14 protein-coding genes are annotated in these 21,283 nt (G+C 57.6%); 9 read left to right on the top strand and 5 right to left on the bottom strand.

From position 1 onward, the window contains the following. Positions 1–258 precede the first annotated feature (258 nt). The 3 genes from IEI95_RS22640 (at position 259) to IEI95_RS22630 (ending at position 4,907) form a co-directional block, all read left to right on the top strand. The gene (locus IEI95_RS22640; protein ID WP_156531528.1) at positions 259–2,094 is read left to right on the top strand and encodes a methyl-accepting chemotaxis protein; all 1,836 of its coding nucleotides are present in this window, start codon (positions 259–261) and stop codon (positions 2,092–2,094) included. Between the two features lie 471 nt (positions 2,095–2,565). Beyond that, positions 2,566–3,822 (top strand): aromatic ring-hydroxylating oxygenase subunit alpha, encoded by a 1,257-nt coding sequence (locus IEI95_RS22635; protein WP_156531529.1) that lies wholly within the window; start codon positions 2,566–2,568, stop codon positions 3,820–3,822. Between the two features lie 2 nt (positions 3,823–3,824). After that, positions 3,825–4,907, top strand: coding sequence for an FAD-binding oxidoreductase (locus IEI95_RS22630; RefSeq protein ID WP_041696280.1), 1,083 nt, complete (start codon positions 3,825–3,827; stop codon positions 4,905–4,907). Between the two features lie 223 nt (positions 4,908–5,130). Here the strand turns inward: IEI95_RS22630 and IEI95_RS22625 are convergent, their stop codons facing one another. Then, positions 5,131–5,736: a DUF6656 family protein gene (locus tag IEI95_RS22625; RefSeq protein ID WP_071202547.1), complete on the bottom strand. Its 606-nt coding sequence runs from the start codon at positions 5,734–5,736 to the stop codon at positions 5,131–5,133. Between the two features lie 325 nt (positions 5,737–6,061). On the opposite strand from IEI95_RS22625, the gene IEI95_RS22620 reads away from it, so the two are divergent. Beyond that, on the top strand, positions 6,062–6,520 hold the full coding sequence (locus IEI95_RS22620; RefSeq protein ID WP_156531530.1) for a BA14K family protein: 459 nt from the start codon (positions 6,062–6,064) through the stop codon (positions 6,518–6,520). 57 nt (positions 6,521–6,577) lie between these two features. On the opposite strand, the gene IEI95_RS22615 is transcribed toward IEI95_RS22620, so the two are convergent. Next, complete coding sequence (locus IEI95_RS22615) at positions 6,578–7,573, bottom strand: transporter (protein ID WP_070151857.1); 996 nt, start codon at positions 7,571–7,573, stop codon at positions 6,578–6,580. 218 nt (positions 7,574–7,791) lie between these two features. On the opposite strand from IEI95_RS22615, the gene IEI95_RS22610 reads away from it, so the two are divergent. After that, on the top strand, positions 7,792–9,567 hold the full coding sequence (locus tag IEI95_RS22610; protein WP_194417061.1) for an acyl-CoA dehydrogenase: 1,776 nt from the start codon (positions 7,792–7,794) through the stop codon (positions 9,565–9,567). 3 nt (positions 9,568–9,570) lie between these two features. Then, positions 9,571–10,329, top strand: a complete 759-nt coding sequence (locus IEI95_RS22605; protein ID WP_156531532.1) for a crotonase/enoyl-CoA hydratase family protein — start codon at positions 9,571–9,573, stop codon at positions 10,327–10,329. A 108-nt stretch (positions 10,330–10,437) separates the two neighbouring features. Here IEI95_RS22605 and IEI95_RS22600 read toward each other — a convergent pair whose 3' ends face one another. Beyond that, positions 10,438–12,525, bottom strand: a complete 2,088-nt coding sequence (locus IEI95_RS22600) for a methyl-accepting chemotaxis protein (RefSeq protein ID WP_156531533.1) — start codon at positions 12,523–12,525, stop codon at positions 10,438–10,440. 674 nt (positions 12,526–13,199) lie between these two features. On the opposite strand from IEI95_RS22600, the gene IEI95_RS22595 reads away from it, so the two are divergent. After that, a complete protein-coding gene (locus IEI95_RS22595) occupies positions 13,200–13,511 on the top strand; it encodes a hypothetical protein (protein WP_156531534.1) in 312 nt (103 codons plus the stop codon). Positions 13,512–13,526: 15 nt separating this feature from the next. On the opposite strand, the gene IEI95_RS22590 is transcribed toward IEI95_RS22595, so the two are convergent. Both IEI95_RS22590 and IEI95_RS22585 read right to left on the bottom strand, forming a co-directional pair. Continuing rightward, entirely contained in the window at positions 13,527–14,783 is a 1,257-nt protein-coding gene (locus tag IEI95_RS22590) for a class I SAM-dependent RNA methyltransferase (RefSeq protein WP_194417060.1), read from the bottom strand. After that, the gene (locus tag IEI95_RS22585) at positions 14,780–15,571 is read right to left on the bottom strand and encodes a TlyA family RNA methyltransferase (protein WP_194417059.1); all 792 of its coding nucleotides are present in this window, start codon (positions 15,569–15,571) and stop codon (positions 14,780–14,782) included. Before IEI95_RS22585 ends, IEI95_RS22590 begins: the two co-directional genes overlap by 4 nt. Before the next feature lie 494 nt (positions 15,572–16,065). Here IEI95_RS22585 and IEI95_RS22580 point away from each other — a divergent pair, with 494 nt between their 5' ends. Further along, positions 16,066–18,015, top strand: a complete 1,950-nt coding sequence (locus IEI95_RS22580; RefSeq protein ID WP_156537675.1) for a methyl-accepting chemotaxis protein — start codon at positions 16,066–16,068, stop codon at positions 18,013–18,015. Positions 18,016–19,300: 1,285 nt separating this feature from the next. After that, positions 19,301–21,244, top strand: a complete 1,944-nt coding sequence (locus tag IEI95_RS22575) for a methyl-accepting chemotaxis protein (protein WP_194417058.1) — start codon at positions 19,301–19,303, stop codon at positions 21,242–21,244. Positions 21,245–21,283: the final 39 nt, after the last annotated feature.

Raw genomic sequence — 21,283 nt, 5'->3', positions numbered from 1 at the left:
TGACAATGCAGGCACCCTGTTGTCCGGATGGAATGATAGCCAGCCCGCAACGGCAAATCGGCAAAGAGGCTCTATCGGCCTTGAACCATCATGTGCGTTTGATGATCCGTTTGGCTGGGGCCCAGCGGATATCTCTATGCTGTGATTTTCTGATTTTGCGGGTCTTTCACACATCGCACCGTTCGTCTGTGGTCGCAGTCGCGGGGCTAGCTTTTGTCATCATGGGTGGGGGCGGAAAGCCCTATACGGGGAAAGACAATGTCGTTTTTATCAAATATCACCATCGCAAAGAAGATCTACATTGCCTCGGGGCTTGGCGTGGCCATGGTTGTGGGCATGGTTGCCAACCAGCAGTGGACGAACAGCACGATCAAGGCAGCGCAGGACATTGTCGCGCGTGAACAGACGGTTCTCGATGGTATTAGTGCCAGCGAGAAAGCATTTGTGGAGATGAAGAGCGGTGTACGCAACATCATGCTCGCACCCACCGTCAAGGAGGTGGATGACGAGCTGGCCGCGGTCAATAAATCAGCCCTCAACGGTCAAAACAGTCTGAAAGAGGCGATGCGCGTTGCTGAAAATCCGAGCGCGTTGCAGGCCATTTCGACAGGTCTCGGCGACTACGCAACGGCTTCCATCAAGATCAAGGATTTCGTCAAAGAGCAGCGGGCGCAGCAAAGTCAGGACCTTGTCGCGCTGACCGCCCGCCGTGACCAATATACCAGACCAATCACCTCGAAACTCAACGAGTCCATTCAAAGCGCGGTTGCGGCGTCCCGCAAGGTAACGACGGATGCCCGCAGCTCTCTTCAGGCGACGGAAGCACGCTCCGAGACCATCAATGGCACGATCCAGATCCTGATTGTGCTGGTGCTGATTGCAACGGCCTTTGTGTTACGCAGCACCGTGGTGATACCGATCAAATTGCTGGTTGAAGCCATGAACAGGCTCTCCTCGGGCGATACAAGCCGTAGGGCTGATTTTGGCCCACGGGGCGATGAAATTGGCCTGATGTGCGATGCCGTTGAGGTTTTCCGCGAAGATGCCGTTGCCAAGCGCCAGCTGGAGGCAGAGGCGGAAACCAACCGCCGCCGTGCCGAACAGGAGCGTATCCAGACGCAGCTGAAGGCCGAGGAAGATGCCCGCGAACGCTTGATAATTGCAACCTCCGGTCTGGCCGCAGGTCTGCGGCGCTTGGCCAGCGGCGATCTGACGGTTGAGCTGCGCGAAGCCTTTTCAGAAGAGTTTGAAAGCCTGCGGCAGGACTTTAATCAATCGGTGCGCACGCTGGGTGAAACCATGGGCGCTATCCTCGACTCTGTCAGCAACATCAATAACGGTTCTACTGAGATTGCGTCTGGCGCAGGTGATCTCTCTAAACGCACGGAACAGCAGGCGGCAGCCCTTGAAGAAACCTCTGCCGCGCTGGATGAAATCACCGTGAATGTCTCCAACTCGGCCAAGCGCACCCAGGAAGCCCGCGCCGTGGTGATTGAGGCCAACAAGGCAGCCCGCCAATCCGGCCAGGTGGTGGCCAGTGCCGTCGATGCCATGCAGCGCATCGAGGCATCCTCCAGCCAGATCTCCAACATCATCGGGGTGATCGACGAAATTGCCTTCCAGACCAACCTTCTGGCCCTGAACGCCGGCGTTGAAGCCGCCCGTGCAGGCGAAGCGGGCAAGGGCTTTGCGGTGGTGGCACAGGAAGTGCGCGAACTGGCCCAACGCTCGGCGCAGGCCGCCAAGGAAATCAAGGAACTGATCCGCAATTCTTCCGAGGAAGTGGGCAATGGCGTCAACCTCGTGCGCGACACCGGCAGCGTGCTCAAAACCATCGAAGATTACGTCTCCACCGCAAACGGCCATATGGATGCCATCGCCACCTCGGCGCAGGAGCAATCCGTGGGCCTTACCCAGGTCAACAGCGCCGTCAACCACATGGACCAGATGACCCAACAAAACGCCGCCATGGTCGAAGAAACCACCGCCGCCAGCGCCTCGCTGGCAGGCGAGGTGAATAAGCTTCGCCAATTGCTGGGGCAGTTCCAGATTGGCCGCAGTGCGGGGAATTCCGGTATGTCCTATGCGGCGTGAAGGTCGTGTGAAGGGCGGAAACGTCGGGGCGTTTTTTGATGCGGCTATAACGCGCTGATGACGTTCCCAAAAATGGCAACAATTGACTCGCTATCCGATGCTATCGGATTGGCGGGTCTTGTCGTTGCGGGTAGCCTGCCGATATTTGCCGGTCTCGTGATGTCTATCCTGCGGATGTTACGGCGGCCGCAATCCTATCCCCCCAATACACTCCCCACCCAAATCACCCCATGTCGCAATCCATATCTGCGATGTCGTAGGCCAAGGCGGCGTGGGTGGCGCGCTTGTGGCTAGATGGGAAAAAGCTCAAATCCTCTGAAAAACAATGGTTCTGATCTGATTGATGGGTTAGAATCGAGGTTTGAAGGTATGGGCGGGTTATGAGGCATAGGTCGCGCTGTGCTGTCGCAGGTAGGCGGGTATGTCCCCTTTCTTTCGATGCTCCCGCGCCGGTTGGAAAACGAGGGTATCATGGATATTCACAGCACCGTTCTGCGCCAGCTGAAAAATCGCCGCGAAGGCTATAGTCTGGAACAGCCCTTCTATATCGACAGGGATTACTTCAAGCTCGATATGGAGCTGATCTGGTACCGCGACTGGCTGTTCATGGGGCATGATTGCGAAATTCCGAGAGCTGGCAATTATTTTACCGTGCAGATTGGCGATTATCCTGTCGTCGTTGTGCGCGGGCGCGATGGGGTGATCCGTGCGTTCCATAATACCTGTCGCCATCGCGGCCACCGGGTCTGCACACAGGAACGCGGCGCGTCGGCAAAGCTGGTCTGTCCCTATCACCAGTGGACCTATGATCTGGATGGATCGCTGGTGTTTGCCCGTCAGATGGGCGAGGATTTCGACAAGAGCCAGCATGGAATGAAGCCGGTCGCTTGCGAAAGCTTTGGCGGCTATATCTTCATCTGTCTGGCAGAGGTGCCGGAGGATTTCGCCAGCTACCGCGCTACAGCCTTGCCTTATCTTCAGCCGCACCGGCTCAGCGAAGCCAAGATTGCCCATCGCAACACCATTGTCGAAAAGGGCAATTGGAAGCTGGTCTGGGAAAACAACCGGGAATGCTACCATTGCGCTGGCAATCACCCGGAATTGTGCCGCACCTATCCGGAAGCGCCAAGCGCCACCGGCGTGCAGGGCGCGGGTGACGATCCTGTGATTACCGAGCATTGGCAGCGCTGCGAGGCGGCAAACCTGCCCAGCGCCTTCACCATGCATCAGAGCGGCCAGTTCCGTGTCGCCCGCATGCCGCTGGTGCAGGATGCTGAAAGCTATACGATGGATGGCAAGCGGGCCGTCAAGCGCCCGCTGTCCGATGATGTCACCATTTCCCATATCGGCACGATGCTGATGTTCCACTATCCGACCACCTGGAATCATCTGCTTGGCGACCACGCTATCACCTTCCGCGTCCTGCCCTTGAGTGCCGAGGAAACCGCCGTCACCACCACCTGGCTGGTGCATAAGGATGCGGTGGAAGGGGTGGATTACAATCTCCACGACCTCACCCATGTCTGGAACATGACCAACGACCAGGACCGGTCGATTGTCGAGGAAAATGCCTTTGGCATTCGTTCGCCCGCTTATGAGCCCGGCCCCTATTCGCCCGATCATGAAGGCGGCGTGATGCAGTTCGTCGAATGGTATGCCAATTTCATGGTGGACCGTCTGGGAGGCGATAAATCCGCGCAGAAATCCCCCTTGTCGGTCGTGGCCTGATCATGGCGGTGGACAAGATCTATCGGCATGTCGATGAGATGCGGCCCTGGTCGGACCGGGAACATCTGCTGGAATGCGTGGCCTGGACGCCGGAAGCGCCTGACGTGATGACCTTCACCTTCAAGTCGGACAGGCCGGGCCATTGGTTCCGCTATCTGCCCGGCCAGTTCGTGACGCTGGAACTGCCGGTTGGACCGGAGCCTGTGATGCGCACCTATACGCTGTCCTCCAGCCCGTCGCGGCCCTATACGGTGGCGGTGACGGTCAAGGCGCAGAAGGACAGTATCGGCACCCGCTGGATGTTTGAAAACCTCAAGCCGGGCATGAAGATCAAGGCCTTCGGGCCGCTCGGTGATTTTTCCTATGTGAAGCATCCGGGCGAGAAATATCTGTTCATCTCGGCAGGCTCCGGCATTACCCCGATGATGTCGATGACCCGCGACATGGCCGACCGCCAGCCCGATAGCGACATCGCCTTCATCCACTGCGCCCGCTCGCCGGATGATATCATTTTCCGCTGGGAACTGGAATATAAGGCCCGTTATCTACCTTTCTTCCAGCTTGGCTTCATCGTCGAGCAATTGCAGCGCTCGCAGCTCTGGTCGGGTCTGCGTGGCTTTATCGACAAGGCGAAAATCGGCCTGTTGGCACCGGATTTTCTCGATCGCACGGTGTTCTGCTGTGGGCCGGAACCGTTCATGGCAACAGTCCGGGAATCGCTGGCCGGTGCCGGATTCGACATGAGCCGCTACCACGAGGAAACCTTCCAGCCGGTGGCGCCCGAGCCGATGGTGGTGGTGGCCGATCCCACAGGCGAGGTGAAGCCGCATAAGGTCGCCTTCACGCTGGCGGGCAAGGAAGCGCTGTGCGAGCCGGGCTTTACCGTGCTGCAAGCTGCCCGCTCCATCGGCGTGCGCATCGGTGCCGCCTGCGAATCCGGCCTCTGCGGCACCTGCCGGGTGATGAAGCTGTCGGGCGACGTGGAAATGAACCACAATGGCGGCATTCTCGATGACGAAATAGAGGAAGGTTACATCCTTGCCTGCTGTTCACGCCCGACAGGCGACGTCGAAATCGAGGTCTGATCCGAAGGATCAGTCCTCGCTTGTCTTACAGTCTGTTCAAGAATTGCTGCTGGCCTGGCGAAAATGGTGATTTCGAGAACCCGAACGCAGCTTACTTAAGGTACGTGAGTACAAGCATTCCAGGAAAAGTGCGAAGCGGTTTTCCGTTTGGAAATGCGAATGAAGCAGGCAAGCGGAGAAATTGCCATTTGCAGACGGCCAGCGGCGATTATTGGATAGACTGTCACATACTGGCGATGATCTTGCGCAGTGCCGAGGTGCGAGCGCCCAAGAGCAGCACGTTTTTCAGCGCCACTTTCGGATCGCTGGTGCGAAACAGCAGGCCGTCTTCGCGGATCGAGCGATCCACGGTCATTGCGCGTTTGGCCCTGTCGGGCTTCAGCGCTACGGCAAAATACATCCGGCCATATTGCGGGGTGATTTTGCGGAAGAAACTATCCTCGCCGCCGACCTCGGCATTGAAATTGGCGAAGTAGAAAGCCCATTTCACATCGGCATATTGGGCGAAATTCGACCGCGATGCCGTGACATGACAGTAACCCAGATGCGGAATATCCTGAAGTGTCTGATGAAACAGCAGTTTGGGAAAGCGGATGGACTTGTGAAAGCCGTTGATGCGCTGATGGGTGGTCTCTGCCGCCACTTCCAGCCGCCGTGCGGTGCGCACTGCCACTTCCTCGTGGGTCAGATAGCGCTTTTCGTCGGCCAGCCAGTCATCCTCGTCGCGGATGATCTTGCCGGTCCGCAGGAATTCGCTGTGGACGGCCTTGGGAGGCTTGTTTTCGAGAGCCGTCGTTTTGGGGGCGGCATAATATCTCAGTTTGGACATCGAACGCACTCTCCACACAAAGGATGACGAGCTGCCGCATTGGCTGTCGCCCAAGTGAATGACCGGATACAAGTAAATTACCGGATGCTTGTTAAAAGAAACTTTCCCAAGCTTTAGGCCGGCTGCGTTTCGCGAGGCTTGTCTGGCAGCGGACAGGCGAGTGGCAGATGTATTAATCGCCGGTTCATCCGCACCTGGCTAGGGTGAGGGCAATAAGGGCAAGTATTGCCGTTCCGTATCATGTGTCCAACAAGTGTGATGAGACGTGATCTGGACAGGCGAGCTTCCCCTCCCTATCTCTATTGATCATATGGAGACGACGATCATGACCCTTACCAAGCGCATTGCAGTGGCCGGTACGGCATTGGCAGTTCTGGCAACCTCTTTTATATCCGCTGATGCCATGCCTCTGAACACTTTGCAGCCAGTTGCGCAATCTGCTGTTCCGGTGGAACAGGTTCAGTGGCGCGGCTATGACGATGGTTACGGACGAGGCGGTGGCTATTACCGTGGCTACCGGGGTTATGATGGCCCGCGCCCCGGCTATCGCCGTCATCATGACGGTCATTGGTATCCGCTGGCAGCCTTTGCCGCCGGTGCGCTGATCGGTGGGGCCATCGCCTCGCAGCCACGCCCGGCACCCGCTGCGCCCGCCTATAGCAATGGCATCAATCCGCGCCATTATGATTGGTGCGCTGGTCGCTACCGCAGCTATGATTCCTATAGCAATACGTTCGTGACTTATAGCGGTGCGCGTCAGCAGTGCTATTCGCCTTACTATTAAGCGTTATTGTTCATTGATGAAGCGCCCGGTGCTGATTGCGCCGGGCCTCTTGCGTTTTCAGAGAATTCTGGCGCGCTTCAGGATAAACCAGGCGAGAAAAATCGACCCGAGGATAAAGGCAATCGCATAGGCCGATCCTTCCGGCCCGCTGGTAAAAGGCAAATGCGAGGTGTTCATCCCGAAAAAGCCTGTGACCAGCGAGGGCGGCAGCAGAAAGGCCGTCATCAGCGACAGGATATAGAGATGACGGTTGGTCTCGGAGGAGAGCTTGCTGTCGATTTCTTCATGCAATAGCCGGGCGCGCTCATGCAGGGCGTAGACATCGTGGTCAGCGGCTTCCAGCCGGTTGGTCAGGCGGCTCGCCACATCTTCGAAACCGGCGGGCATTTCATCCTCGTCTACGGCATTGGCGCGCCGCATCATGCTCAGCATGCCCCGCAAATGCCGATGCAGCCGCACGATCACCCTGCGCAGCGGCGCAAGCTGGGTGCGCTCGTCGCGCATGTCTTCATCATAGACGACGTCTTCGATGCGGTTGATCTCTTCCATCAGTTCCAGCACCAGCGCCATGATGCCGCGCTGAAACTCCGCCACCAGCACTTCATAGACCTGCATGGGGGAGGCGAATTTCGCCGGGTTTTTCTCAATGGCACCGCGCAGAATATCCACCGAGCGGATCGGTTGCAGCCGTGTGGTGATGATGAACCGGTCCGAAAGGGCAAAATGTAGCCAGCCGATGTCCCGGGTGGCGGCGGCAAATTCGCGCTGAAAATCCACCAGCGTCCCATAGATCAGCTGCTCGTCCACCGAGAGCGCTGCGTGATGTTCGTGATTGATCAGGGCGGCGCGGGCCGCTTCGCTCAGGCCCGGAAACTGCTCGATAAAGCCCGGCACCCGCACGTCGGCAAGATTGAGGTGCAGCCAGAGAAACCCTTGTTCCGGCATCAGACCCGTCAGTGTCGCATCCATCGGCAGGCGGGTGGCGCTCTGGTGGCGGGCGTCGATATGATAGGCCCAAACCAGACCGGGAATAGGGGTCGTCGCTGTCAGCATGGTACCGAACTTCCTCGCATCGCGTCTCATACACTTTTGGCCACCGGCTGTGCCTACGCTATATGCGCCGATTGTGACGCCCGGATCAACAGCGCGCATGGCCCGAATGAGCTTGCGATTTATTGACGTTTACGTAAAAATCAATTAGCTGAAGTATCAGGAACTATCCGGGTCGGGAGTGGCCCGCTGCAAGCCGGGATTTGACGGAGGAGAACGCGATGTACAAGGCCCCCGTGGAGGAGATTGCCTTTACCCTGAAACAGGTTGCCGGCATGGCGCAGGCTTTGGAAGAGGGCCGGTTCGGCGACCTTTCCGAGGATTTGACCGATGCCATTCTGGAGGAGGCTGGTCGGTTTGCTGCCAATGAGATCGCACCGCTGGCCGCAAATGGCGACCGGCAGGGCGCGAAACTTGTGGATGGCAAGGTGCAATTGCCGGATGGCTGGGCGGATCTCTATCGTCGCTGGGCTGAAGGCGGCTGGAACGGGCTGGTTGCCGAGGAGCGCTATGGCGGCCAGGGCCTGCCACATCTGCTCAATGTCGCTGCACTGGAAATGTGGAATTCCGGCTCCATGGGCTTTGCACTGGGGCCAGTCTTGACCATGGGCGCTTCAGAGGCATTAACGGCCCATGGCAGCGAGGCCTTGAAGGAAAAATTCCTGCACAGAATGGTCTCCGGTGAATGGATGGCCAGCATGAATCTCACCGAACCCCATGCAGGCTCTGATCTGGGTGTGATGAAAACCCGCGCCGAGCGCCAAAACGATGGCACCTATCGGATTTTCGGCCAGAAGATTTACATCACCTGGGGCGAACACGACGCCACAGACAATATCATCCATCTGGTTCTGGCGCGGCTTCCCGATGCGCCTGCGGGTACACGCGGCATCTCACTGTTTCTGGTGCCGAAATTTCTGGTGAATGACGATGGCTCGCTTGGCGCGCGCAATGACCTGTTTTGCCATTCGCTGGAGCATAAGCTGGGTATTCACGGCTCTCCCACCTGCACGATGATTTTTGGCGATGGCCGGTTTGGCGATGATCCGGGGGCGATTGGCTATGTGATCGGTGAGGAAAACAAGGGTCTGGCCTGCATGTTCACGATGATGAACAATGCGCGGCTGGCCGTCGGCATGCAGGGTGTGGCGATTGCTGAAGCCGCCACCCAGCTTGCCACCGCCTATGCACGAGAGCGCACCCAGGGCAAGGCACCGGGCTGGACCGGTGCGGGCATGAGCCCGATCATTGAGCACCCGGATGTGGCCCGCACGCTTTTGACCATGAAGGCGCTGACCCAAGGGGCGCGGGCCATCTGCTATTCCTGCGCCCATGCCATCGACATGAGCCACCATAGCGAAGGCGAGGAGGCCCGCCATTGGCAGGCGCGCGCCGCGTTTTTGACGCCGATTGCCAAGAGCTTTGCCACCGATATCGGCTTCGATGTCGCCTCCATGGGCATTCAGGTGCATGGCGGCATGGGCTTTATCGAGGAGACGGGCGCTGCCCGTCTGTTGCGCGACGCCCGCATCGCGCCGATCTATGAAGGCACGAACGGTATCCAGGCCATCGATCTCGTGGTGCGCAAGCTGTCGCTGGCCGAGGGCGCGCATGTGCGTGGCTTCCTCAGCGAGTTGAAAGCCCTTGCCGTGGCTGTCGATGCCAGTAATCGGCCCGGCTTCGGCGAAACGGCGACCCGGCTGCTTGCCGCGATCCGCGATCTCGAAGATGCGACGGAATATCTGTTGGTCCGGCTAGGCGAGGGTGCGCAGGTTGACGCCTTGGCTGGTGCAACGCCCTATCAGCGGCTGTTTGGCCTGACCCTGACCGGCGCCTATCTGGCCAAGGGGGCTTTGGCGCAGGGGGAAGACGACAAGCGCGTGGCGCTTTGCCGGTTCGTGGCCGAAAACCTCTTGGGCGAAAGTTCCGGCCTGAAACAGGCGGTGGTCGGCGGTGGGGCTAGTCTTGCTGCTGCCCGCGCGGTGCTGGAGGCCTAAATCATGAGCGAGCATATCCTTGTCGAGCGGCCCGAAACCCATCCCGGCGTGTTGGTCATCCGCTTCAACCGGCCGGATAAGAAGAATGCGATTACCGAGGCGATGTACCACCGCATCACCGCCGCCCTGAATGAGGCGCAGGGCGATGACACGGTGCGTGCCGTGGCGTTCCTTGGCACCGAAGGCTGTTTTACCGCAGGCAATGATATGGGGGATTTTCTCGCCTATGCCCTGTCTGACGGCAGCAAACTTCCGGCGGCGGCCCTGGTGCTGCGGGCTTTGGTGGCGGCGGAAAAGCCGTTGGTATCAGGCGTTGATGGTCTCGCCATCGGCATCGGCACGACCCTCAACATGCATTGCGACCTGACGATTGCCTCCAGCCGCAGCCTGTTCAAGACGCCGTTCGTCGATCTGGCGCTGGTGCCGGAAGCGGCTTCCAGCCTGCTTGCGCCACTTGCCATGGGCCACCAGCGCGCTTTCGCGCTTCTGGCGCTGGGGGAAGGGTTTTCAGCCGAGCAAGCGCGCGACGCCGGGTTGATCTGGAAAGTGGTCGAGCCGGATGCAGTCGAGCGCGAAACCCTGGCGCTCGCCGCAAACCTTGCCAAAAAGCCGCCCCAGGCCCTGAAAATCTCCCGCGACCTTCTGCGCGGCGACCGCAGCCTGGTTCTGGCCCGCCTGGACGAAGAGCTGGCGCATTTTGCCGCCCGGCTGAAAAGTGCCGAGGCACGGGCGGCGTTCGAGGCATTTCTGGCCAGAAAGTGATTGCCTGATATTGATTGCGGAAACGGCACCCGGTTTAGCCTATCGCATAACACCTTATACAAAGGGGTCGAAGATGCTTATGCATCCTCGCCTTGGTAACAAGTCCCGTCAGGCGGCGCGCCGTTGCGTAAGGTTTGCAGGCTCCCGGGCCAGTCTGAATTGCGCCAGCAATTCGGTCAGGGCAGCCGCTTCTTGCGCCAGTCCATGGCTTGCCGCTGTTTGCTCTTCGACCATGGCGGCATTTTGTTGCGTGCCCTGATCCATCACATTCACAGCGGCGTTGATTTCCTGCAATCCCTGTGACTGTTCACGGGAGGCGACAACGATAGCATTGATATGCTTGTTGATTTCCTGAACCTCATTGATAATGCCGTCCAGTGCTTCACCGGTCTGGCTTACCAGCGATACGCCATTTGCCACCTGCTCTCCCGAGACCTGGATCAATTGCTTGATTTCCTTGGCGGCCGTTGCCGAACGTTGGGCTAGTTCGCGCACTTCCTGGGCGACAACGGCAAATCCCTTGCCCGCCTCACCGGCGCGGGCTGCTTCCACGCCCGCGTTGAGAGCGAGAAGATTGGTCTGGAAGGCGATTTCGTCAATCACCCCGATAATGTTGGAAATCTGGTTGGCGGATGTCTCGATGGCTTCCATGGCATTAACAGCATTCTGGACAATCTTGCCGGATTTTTCCGCCCCGCCGCGTGCACGGGTCACGATCTGGCCCACTTCTTCGGCGCGGTGGGCACTATCTCTGACGGTGGTTGTTACTTCTTCCAGCGCCGCTGCGGTCTGCTCAACCGAGGCGGCCTGCTGTTCTGTGCGGCGTGCAAGATTATCAGCCGAGGCGCGGATTTCCATGGCGCCGCCATCAATCTGTCTGGCGTTTTGGCCTACGGCAGCCATGGCATCGTGCAGCTTTGCCACTGCTGCATTGAAGTCGAAGCGCAGCCGCTCAAGATCACCGGCAAAAGGTGTCTCGATACTATGGGCCAGATCACCATCGGCAAGCCTGCCAAGTCCATCAGCCAGCGCATGTACCGCAAAGGACACCTGTTCTGCTTCACGTGCTTTTGCGGCTTCTCGCTCGCGGCGTTCCTGTTCACTCATCGTGCGGGTCGAGTCAGCCTCGCGTTCGAGACGAACCCGCTCGATAGCGTTATCACGGAATACAGCGACCGCCGCACCCATCTGGCCGATCTCATCGCCGCGCTGCACGCCGGGAATGGCGGCGGACACATCGCCACCGGCCAGCTTGCTCATCGCCGTGGTCATCTGCACCACAGGACGCACCACCAGGGTCGAGAGCACCAGAGCGAGAATACCGATCATGGCGATCACGCCAATCATCGTGGCAATCACGGCAGCAAGACGGAACTCGCCTATTGCGGCATAGGCCTTTGCCTCATCCACCACCAGCGCCAGATACCAGCCATCGACCGGCAGGCCCTTAATCGGCATGAAGTTGACCAGCACCGGCTTACCGGCGAACTGGCTTTCCACCAAGCCACCACCGATTTTCGGTGTTTCAGCCGGAAAGACATCCGAAAGCGTCTTTGTCACCAATGCCTGATCTGGATGAACCAGAATCGTGCCATTGCCGTTGACCAGAAAAGCCGAACCCTTGCCGCCAATATCAACGGCCTTGATCAGACCCACCAGCGTTTTCAAGGAGAAATCGCTGGCAGCGACGCCATATAATTGGCCCTCTCTTTTCACCGGCACCGCCGCACTTAGGATCAACTGCCCTGTTGATGCGTCGGTATATGGCTCTGTCAGCACGACCTTATTTGCCTTGACCGCGCCTTGATACCAGGGACGAATGCGGGGATCATAGCCTTCCGGCAGAGGCTGGAACGGAACCGAGGTAAACTTGCCATCCGCCTGATGGCCGACATAGGTGGACATGAATTCGCGCAGCAGCACCGGATTGTCAAACTCGGTCAAAATTCCCTCTGGCGTGCCGATCTTGCCGGCAGCCTGACCTGCGAATTCCGTCAGCATCACGCGGGCGTTCAGCCAATTGGCAATGCTTTCAGAGGCTTGCAGGCCGGAAGAATTGATTTCGTCCACCACAGTCTTACCAATGGTCGAGCGCTGAAGATTATCAATATAGAACGAAAATCCACACAGCACCAAGACAACAGCCGCACATGCGGCGATCAGAATCTTGGACATCAGATTCAAATTTCTAGCCATCCGAAATATATCCTGACACCGAAATTGCGCATGTGAAGACACCCCATAGCCCCACGCGGTCGGCAGTTTAAATTGAGTTTATAGCAATGTGCACAAAGCCGGATCGGCACGTTGCTATCGCGTTTGTTTCTGCATCGTTTGTTCAAAAACCGGTTTCCACTATGCGGTCCGGCACGACATAACCCCACATCATCATAAGCCCTGAATAGATTGGTAATGACACGAGGTACAACTGGTCTCGAAACTGTCTCGAAGGATCTAAAATTCTCTTAATACAACATGACAGTCCAATGAAGATTTAGGCGACGGCACTTTGAAGATGTCTATTTGCTGTCCATCTTCGATGGCTGTGAAATATTCATAAAATTCTATGTTAAGTAATTTTAAGTATTACTGAAATTTTTTAATATAGCGTTATTTCCATATTTTTAAGAACGATTGACCTTATTTGTGCCAGTGTGGCCGCAGGCTTGCGGGTCGTTCAGTGGATATTCATAGGTTTCTGTTAATGGCTGATGCAGCAGTTCTCTTGAGTCTGTCAGGTTCAGATTGAACCAGACAGACTCTAAGTTTTCTTGTTTTCGTTTGTCTTTTCGGGAAAACCGGTAACCACTTTTCCCTGACAGACTCTAGAGAATTTCACTGTTTTGCGGCTATCTGCTCGGGAGGGAAAGATGCGAAGCTTATTGATTGCCATGGCGATGATCGCGGCGGCGCCAGCGGCTCATGCCGCAGATTGGCCCGGCCCGGCGCCTTCCACCACGGCACCTCTCCTCCAGCTTGCCCAGGCGCAGCCGGATACGATCAACCGCAATATTCCGCAGCAGGGTAGCAATGTCCGTCCGCCGCGCTATGTCTGCATTATCAAGCCACCGGCCAGCGACGCGGGTGCCGGGCGGTATTCCTGCCCGGCCAGTGCGGGCCGGGTCGGGGAGAGCTGCCGCTGCGCCAACGCGGTTGGTAGCGGCAAGCTGCGGCAGTATTGATCTCATCCCTTCGCCTCAGGCCTTCGTCAGGGCCACCACCACCTCGACATGCGGCGACCAGAGGAATTGGTCGATGGGTGTGACGGCGGTTATGCGGTAGCCGCCGGCAATCAGGATCGATAGGTCGCGGGCCAGCGTCAAAGCATTGCAGCTGACGGCAACGATGGTTTTCACCTGCGAGCGGGCGAGTTCCGCGCATTGTTCCTCAGCTCCGGCCCGTGGCGGGTCGAAGACCACGGCGTCCAGTCCCTTCAGTTCGGAAACCATCAGCGGGCGGCGGAACAGGTCGCGCTTTTCGGCCTTGATCGGTTTTAAGCCCTTGGTGTTACGGGCGGCCAGATCCAGCGCCTTCACCGCTTTTTCGTCGGATTCGACCGCAAGAACCTGGGCCTGGCGGGCCAGTCTCAGGGCAAACGTGCCGATCCCGCAAAACAGATCCGCCACCCGCTTGGCCTTGCCGACATGGTCAAGGACCAAGGCGGTCATGGCGTCTTCGGCTTGGCGGGTCGCCTGGGTAAAGGTGCCGGGCGGCATGGCGACCAGCGCTCCGCCGAAATCCAGCATCGGCTTATGCGGCTCGATGACGATTTCGCCATTGACGGAAACGCGGGCCACGCCGCGCATTTTCAGCACAACTTCGGTAATCGCCCGGCGCTCGCGGTCCGGCAGGCCGCCCCGCACGCCGTCAAGCGACACGTCCAGCCCGGTGGTGGTTTCCGTCACCGTCATGCGGAAATGATCCGATCCGGTGGCAATCGCCGCTCCGATGGCACGCAGGTCATCCAGCCGGGCGAGAATGCCCGCGGATGTGACGGGACATTCCTCCAACTCGACGATATGGCGGGACGCGGCTTGGTTAAAGCCGATCAACAGGCCCTTTTCGCGCTTGCGGGCCGTGAACACCAGCCGCCGCCGTTCGCCGGGAAAGGCCTCGACCAAAGGGTTTACTTCGGTCTCGATGCCCTTGGATTTCAGCGCCGCAATCAGCGTCGAGCGCTTGAATTCATTATAAGCGGATTTTTCCATATGCTGAAGCGAACAGCCGCCGCAGGTGCCACCGACCCCGTCAGGGCCGAAATGCCGACAGACCGGTTCAATCCGCTCCGGCGAGGCCGAGGCAATCGACATGATCGTGCCCTGGTCCTTGACGCGGGCGACCGCCACCCGCTCGCCGGGCAGGGAAAACGGCACATAGACCGGGCCGTCCGCGCCATTGGCGATGCCATCGCCCTGGGCGCCGAGGCTGTTGATCGTCAGTGTCTCGGTGCTCATTCTGCATCCTCAGGCTGTTCTTCCGGCTTTCGCCCTGCCAGCAGGAATTCCACATTGCCATCGCCACCGGCAATCGGCGAGGGCATCAGGCCAAGGCTTGTCCAGCCCATGTCTTCGCTTAACCAGCGTTCCAGCTCGGCGGCCACCAGCGGCGCGGTTTCCGGCTCCTTGAGGAGGCCCGCCTTGCTGATGGCCTCGCGGCCCGCCTCAAATTGCGGCTTGACCAGCAGCAGGCAATGGCTGCCGGGCTCGGCCATTTCGAGAGCAGGCACCAGGGCCAGTTTCAACGAAATGAACGACACGTCGGAGACCAGGAAGGTAAACTCCTGATTGCCGATATCCTCCGGCTCCAGATAGCGGGCATTCAGCCCTTCGATATTGGTGGTGCGGGGATCGTTTTCCAGCCGGGGATGAAACTGTTCGTGGCCGACATCAATGGCAATCACATGCGCTGCGCCGCGATGCAGAAGCACTTCGGTAAAGCCGCCGGTGGACGCACCGACATCGAGACAGATATGGCCGGAAGGGTCGAGCTTGAAGTGATCGAGACCAGCCACTAGCTTCAGCGCGGCGCGCGACACGTAATCCTGGGCCGGATCGTCGATTTCGATCGTCACATCAGGGGAGAAGGTCAGGCTCGGCTTGGTCACAGTGCGGCCGTTCACCTTGACGCCGCCGCGTTGCACGGCGTCGCGGGCGCGCGAGCGGCTGGCGAACAGATTGAGAGCAACCAGCAACTGGTCGAGACGTTGGGGTTCCAACGATTGGGGGCTTGGCGATTGGGTCATACCCCCGTCAATGACGGTTTCCGCTGCGACTTGCAAGTCTCTTGCCCTTGTCAGGCTAGGTCGTAGGATCGCCGCCATCGCTTTCCGCGTCCCATAAGAGGAAAACTGCGGCAATTGGACAAGGCTCGGACAGGGGCAGGAGGCTTGCTCTCATACTTTCGGACAGGTGGTTTTGACACTCGTCAAATCTACACAGGCCCTCGGTTCGGAATTGGCGGTCAAATGTGTACATGTGCTTATTCACGGTACAGATGTAACACTTTTTTAGACCCACTGCGGCAATACTCGCCTCGAATGAAAGCCAGGGATGGTCTCCGGGCCTGAAAAGGTCTTGGCAAGGATGACGTCGAATAGCCGGATCGTGACATCCACGCCCGATGGGTTTGGATCGCTTTTTCGCGGCTTCGTGACGTTTCCTACCTGAGTATCGGGCTTTCATATGGCGCGTGGCAATCGCTGCCGCCCAAATGCAGTGAGAATAGGAAGCAGGCCCCATGTCTTTTCAGGATTTGTCCCTCAGCAAAAAACTCTACCTGACCTTCGTCGCGATCATGGCGGGGTGCTTCATTGCTTCTGCTGTCGTTTTTCTCCAGGGTCGGCAGGTCAAGGCGGCGCTTGAGGAACATGCTCAGATCGAACAGGTCGGCTATGCCTTGGATTTGACGCTCCAGGCGATGCTGGAAGAGGCGGTCAATCAACGGGGCTATCTGCTATTGGGGTCCGATAGCACCTATAAGGCCGTCTTCGACAGCCGCGACAAAATGTTGAAATCCCTGGACGATGCCCGCACTGCCGCTGCCGGTCATCAGGCCGTTCAGTCCATGCTGGACGATATCAAGACGGCGGCCGACAGATTTCACACGCAATTGGTCTTGCCGCAGCTGGAAGCCCGCAAGAGTGGGAAGACGGTGGAAGAGATTACGCGTGTCTATGCGTCGAAGGGCGAACTGGATGCGTTCCGCGATGCTGCCGCCAAGGCAAAGACCGTGGTGGTGGCAATGGGCAACGAGCAAAGGGGAATCCAGCGCGATGCGCAGTCGCGTCTTGAATTGGCGCTGCTGGCCGGTTGCGCGCTGGCCGGTGGCTTGGCTGTCTTGCTGATCTGGCTTCTGGCGCGTTCTATCGTCAACCCGATCACAGGTATGACCGTGGCGATGAGCAAACTGGCGTCCGGCGACCACGGCGTCGATGTCCCCGCTATCAACAGGGGCGATGAAGTGGGCCGGATGGCAAAGGCCGTGCTGGTCTTCAAGGATGCGGCGATTGAAAAACTGCGCCTGACCCAGGAAACCGATACCTTGCGCCGCCGCTCCGAGGAGGAGCAGCAGGCGGCCCAGGCGCAGAAACAGCAGGAGTCCGACGAGATCTCGTTCGTTGTCGTGCAATTGGCGGAAGGGCTTGCGGCGCTCGCCAATGGTAATGTCGCCCATCGCCTTACAACGCCCTTTGTCGAGCGACTGGATGGGTTGCGGGTGAATTTCAACGAATCCCTTTCCAAGCTCCAGGCGGCGTTGAAGACGGTGGGTGCCAATGCCCAGGCGATCAATGCCGGGGCGGCGGAAATTCGCGCCTCGGCGGACGATCTGGCCAAGCGGACCGAGCAGCAGGCGGCCTCGGTGGAAGAGACCGCAGCCGCCCTTGAACAGGTTACGCGCACGGTGAAAGACAGCGCACGGCGCGCCGAAGATGTCGGCCAGCTGGTGGCCACCACCCGCACCGGTGCTGAACGCTCCGGCCAAGTGGTGAGAAACGCCGTGGCCGCGATGACCGAGATCGAGAAATCCTCCGGCGAAATCGGCAATATCATCGGCGTCATCGAGGATATTGCCTTCCAGACCAATCTGCTGGCACTCAATGCTGGCGTGGAAGCGGCCCGTGCTGGCGAGGCAGGCAAGGGATTTGCCGTGGTAGCACAGGAAGTGCGGGCCTTGGCCGAGCGCTCTGCCAAGGCCGCCAAGGAAATCAAGGTTTTGATTGGCGCATCCTCCGCCCAGGTTGGGGCAGGCGTGTCGCTGGTCGGAGAGACCGGCCGCGAACTGGAGCAGATCGTTACGGCTGTTCAGCACATCAGCGAAAATGTCGCGGCCATCGTCACCGCCTCGCGGGAGCAATCGACGGGTCTCTCGGAGATCAACGTGGCTGTCACCGACATGGACAAGGGCACACAGCAAAACGCCGCCATGGTGGAAGAACAGACCGCAGCCAGCCATACGCTCGCCACGGAGGCCGATGCGCTGATGGATCTGTTGCGCCAGTTCAAGCTGGAGGATGGCCCGGGCATGGCCCAATATACCGCCTCGGCGGGTCCGGCTCATCCTGTCTCCAGCGCTGCATCGCAGCGTCCGGTTTCCTCTCCGGCTCGCTCGCTTGTTTCCAAGCTCGGCAAGGCCTTTGGGGGCGGCACAGCGGCAGCCGCCGTCAAACAGGAATGGTCGGAATTCTAGAATTTGTCTTACAGTCTATCCAACAATCGCCGCTGACGGGCTGCAAAAGGCAATTTCTGCGCTTGCCTGCTTGATTCGCATTTCCAAACGGAAAACCGCTTCGCACTTTTCCTGGAATGCTTGTACTCACGTACGTTAAGTACGCTCCGCTCCGGTTCTCGAAATCACCATTTTCGCCACGCCAACAGCAATTCTTGAACAGACTGTTAGGAAAAATGGGGCCTACGTTTCCCGAAGAGACAAACTGAACCCAAAAGATAGAGGATGACGAGTTCAACCTCCTCGCTACTCTTATACGAAGAGTCATTGAAGATGACTCTTCGTATTCCTTTTGCAAATATCTCAAGCGGTGCAAGCATTTGAGATGTTTGCAATGCCTTCAAGGCGAGGATGCGTCAGCATGTCAGCGCCTTGATATGAGAAGGTGGAGGGGAAGTCCGAAACGCTGCGGGTCTTTCTCCTTTCAGCTCGGTTCAACGCAGCGTTGAGCGGCGCAGCCAATGCGGTCGAGCCACCGCAATTGCCACCGAGAAAATCACCAGAATTAAAGGTTTGAAATCTTCGCTATCATTTTACAGTCGGGAGTTGAGGGCGAAGGGGAAAGCGCTTTTCCTTGGCTTCGACGATGAAAAGCCTTTGCCTGTCGTCCAGGAGTGTAAGCATTTTTCACATCGATACTTGTAACACGCATCTTTTGAGAGGCGTCAATTTCGCAGAGATAGGATCACTCTCTTATTTGCCAGAGTGTTTTTAAAATGATTCCAATAATTTACTGGTCAAAAATGCAAATTATAAGTGGCTTAATATACATCGACACGCACATCATAAAATTGATTTTTGTCAAAAATTCAGCATAAAGCGAAAGCAACTAAATGAGCATAAAGAAATATTCAGGCAGGAATAATATTCTATGTTTCAACTTGGAGATGTTGAAAATATGTTTCATGTATAAGAAATACGACATATCTAAAAATTAAAACAAAAACCATTATTCGCGCCTAGGTAGATTTTATACTAGGTCTTTTCACATGTATTTTCTTCAATGTTTAAAGGTTGTGCTTCGTGAGGAGGCGAATGTATTTATATTATTATAGATTTTTTAATGCATATACAATAAAACAAAAAACCGAGTGACGAGTTGCAATCAGGGGAGAGGGATTCCCAAGATTGTGTTTATCCCGGCATGATGCTGGACTGTCGCCGAATTAATCATGTTTTGAGATAGCAACGGCTCGCCTCTTGAAAGAATTCATCTCTTCAAGTTCGCGAATGAGGGAACTGGACGATGAAAATTCTGGATAATATACGGATCGTAGCAAAAATTGGACTGACATTTGCAATCTTGCTTGCTGTTAGTCTTGTTGTGAATGCGGTCAGCTGGCGTTCGCTCTCCAACCAGGAGCAATCGTCTGATTGGACTGTACATACCTATCAAGTGCTGCAAAAGATGGATGCCATCGTTGCCGCCATGGTCAATCAGGAAACCGGCATTCGCGCTTATCTTCTGTCGGAAGCTGATGAGAAATTTCTCGATCCGCAAAAGGCTGGCTTAAAGAATTATACTGATGCCTATGCAGCTGTTCGCAGCCTGACATCTGACAATCAGGTCCAGCAGAAGCGTCTCGCCGATCTCGATGCCATGGTTCAGGATTGGCAGACGAAAGTCGTTGCCAAGGAGCTTGCCCTGGCGAAAGACCCGGCGACCCGCGATCAGGGCCGCCAGTTGGAGATTTCCGGTGCGGGCAAGACCTATATGGATGGCATTCGCGCCAAGGCCAAGGAAATTGCCGATGAGGAAAGCGCGCTTCTCAGCGTGCGCCAGAAAGCTGCTGACGCCGCCGCCTATGATGCCCGCCGCAATATTCTGCTGGGCAGCGGTACGCTTGTCTTGCTGATCGGTTTGTCGCTTCTTCTCCTCAACAAGGGCATGATTGCGCCGCTGACCCGGATCACGGCGTCAATGCGCAGCCTTGCAACTGGTGAAACGGCAATCGACATCCCCGGCATTGGCCGCCGCGACGAAGTCGGTCATATGGCCGATGCGGTTGAAGTGTTCCGCAAGAATGCCATTGCCAATCGCGAGTTGGAAGAGCAGGCAACGGTCAACCGCCAGCAAACGGCACAGACCCAGGCTGCCCATCAACAGCGCGCGGAGCAGGAAGCGGCCAATTTGCGATTTGCAACGCAGACCCTTGGCGAGGGCTTGAAGCGCCTGGCGCAGGGCGATGTGTCCTTCCAGCTCAACGATGCTTTCGCCGCTGAATATGAATCGCTGCGCCAGGATTTCAACGCCTCGCTGGAACAGCTTGGAACAACGCTCGGCTCCGTCCTCCAGACCGTCGAAGGCATGGAAAACGGCACCCGTGAAATTGCCGATGGCACGAATGATTTGTCCAAGCGGACCGAGCAGCAGGCAGCAGCCTTGGAAGAAACAGCGGCGGCGCTCGACCAGATCACCGTCAATGTGACCAATTCCTCGCAGCGCACGGAAGAAGCCCGCTCTGTGGCGATTACCGCCAGCCAGAACGCCGTGCGGTCGTCGGAAGTCGTCAATCAGGCCGAAAACGCCATGAAGCGGATCGAGGAAAGCTCGCAGCAGATTTCCAACATCATCGGCGTGATCGATGAAATCGCCTTCCAGACCAATCTTCTGGCACTGAATGCCGGTGTCGAAGCAGCGCGCGCCGGTGAAGCCGGTAAGGGCTTTGCGGTTGTCGCCCAGGAAGTGCGTGAACTGGCGCAACGGTCTGCCCAGGCTGCCAAGGAAATCAAGGGTCTGATCCAGAACTCCTCTTCGGAAGTCGATAGCGGCGTCAAGCTGGTGCGGGAAACCGGTGTTGCCCTGAAGTCGATCGGCGATCACGTGGTCCAGATCAACCAGTTGATGGAGGCAATCGCCACATCGGCACGGGAACAGTCCACCGGTCTTGCCGAAGTCAATTCGGCGGTCAACCAGATGGACCAGACGACGCAGCAGAATGCGGCCATGGTCGAGCAATCGACCGCCGCTGCTGCAGCTCTTGCCACCGAAGCCAACCGTCTGAAGACGCTTGTCAGTCAGTTCCAACTTGCGGGTCGGAGGTCATCATTTGCCGGACATCCGGCAGTTGCCAGCGCATCGCAGCGTCCAATTGCCTCACCCGCCCGTGCTCTTGCCTCCAAGATCGGCAAGGCTTTCGGCGGAGGCGCATCGTCCGCCGCCGTGAAACAGGAATGGGCGGAATTCTGATCGAACTATCCACCATCATCGGTGACTGTACGTCAACAA

The sequence above is a fragment of the Agrobacterium vitis genome, assembly GCF_014926405.1.
GTDB lineage: Bacteria > Pseudomonadota > Alphaproteobacteria > Rhizobiales > Rhizobiaceae > Allorhizobium > Allorhizobium vitis_H.
Note: the sequence above shows the minus strand (reverse complement) of the source record. Positions and strands in the feature narration are given on the sequence as shown.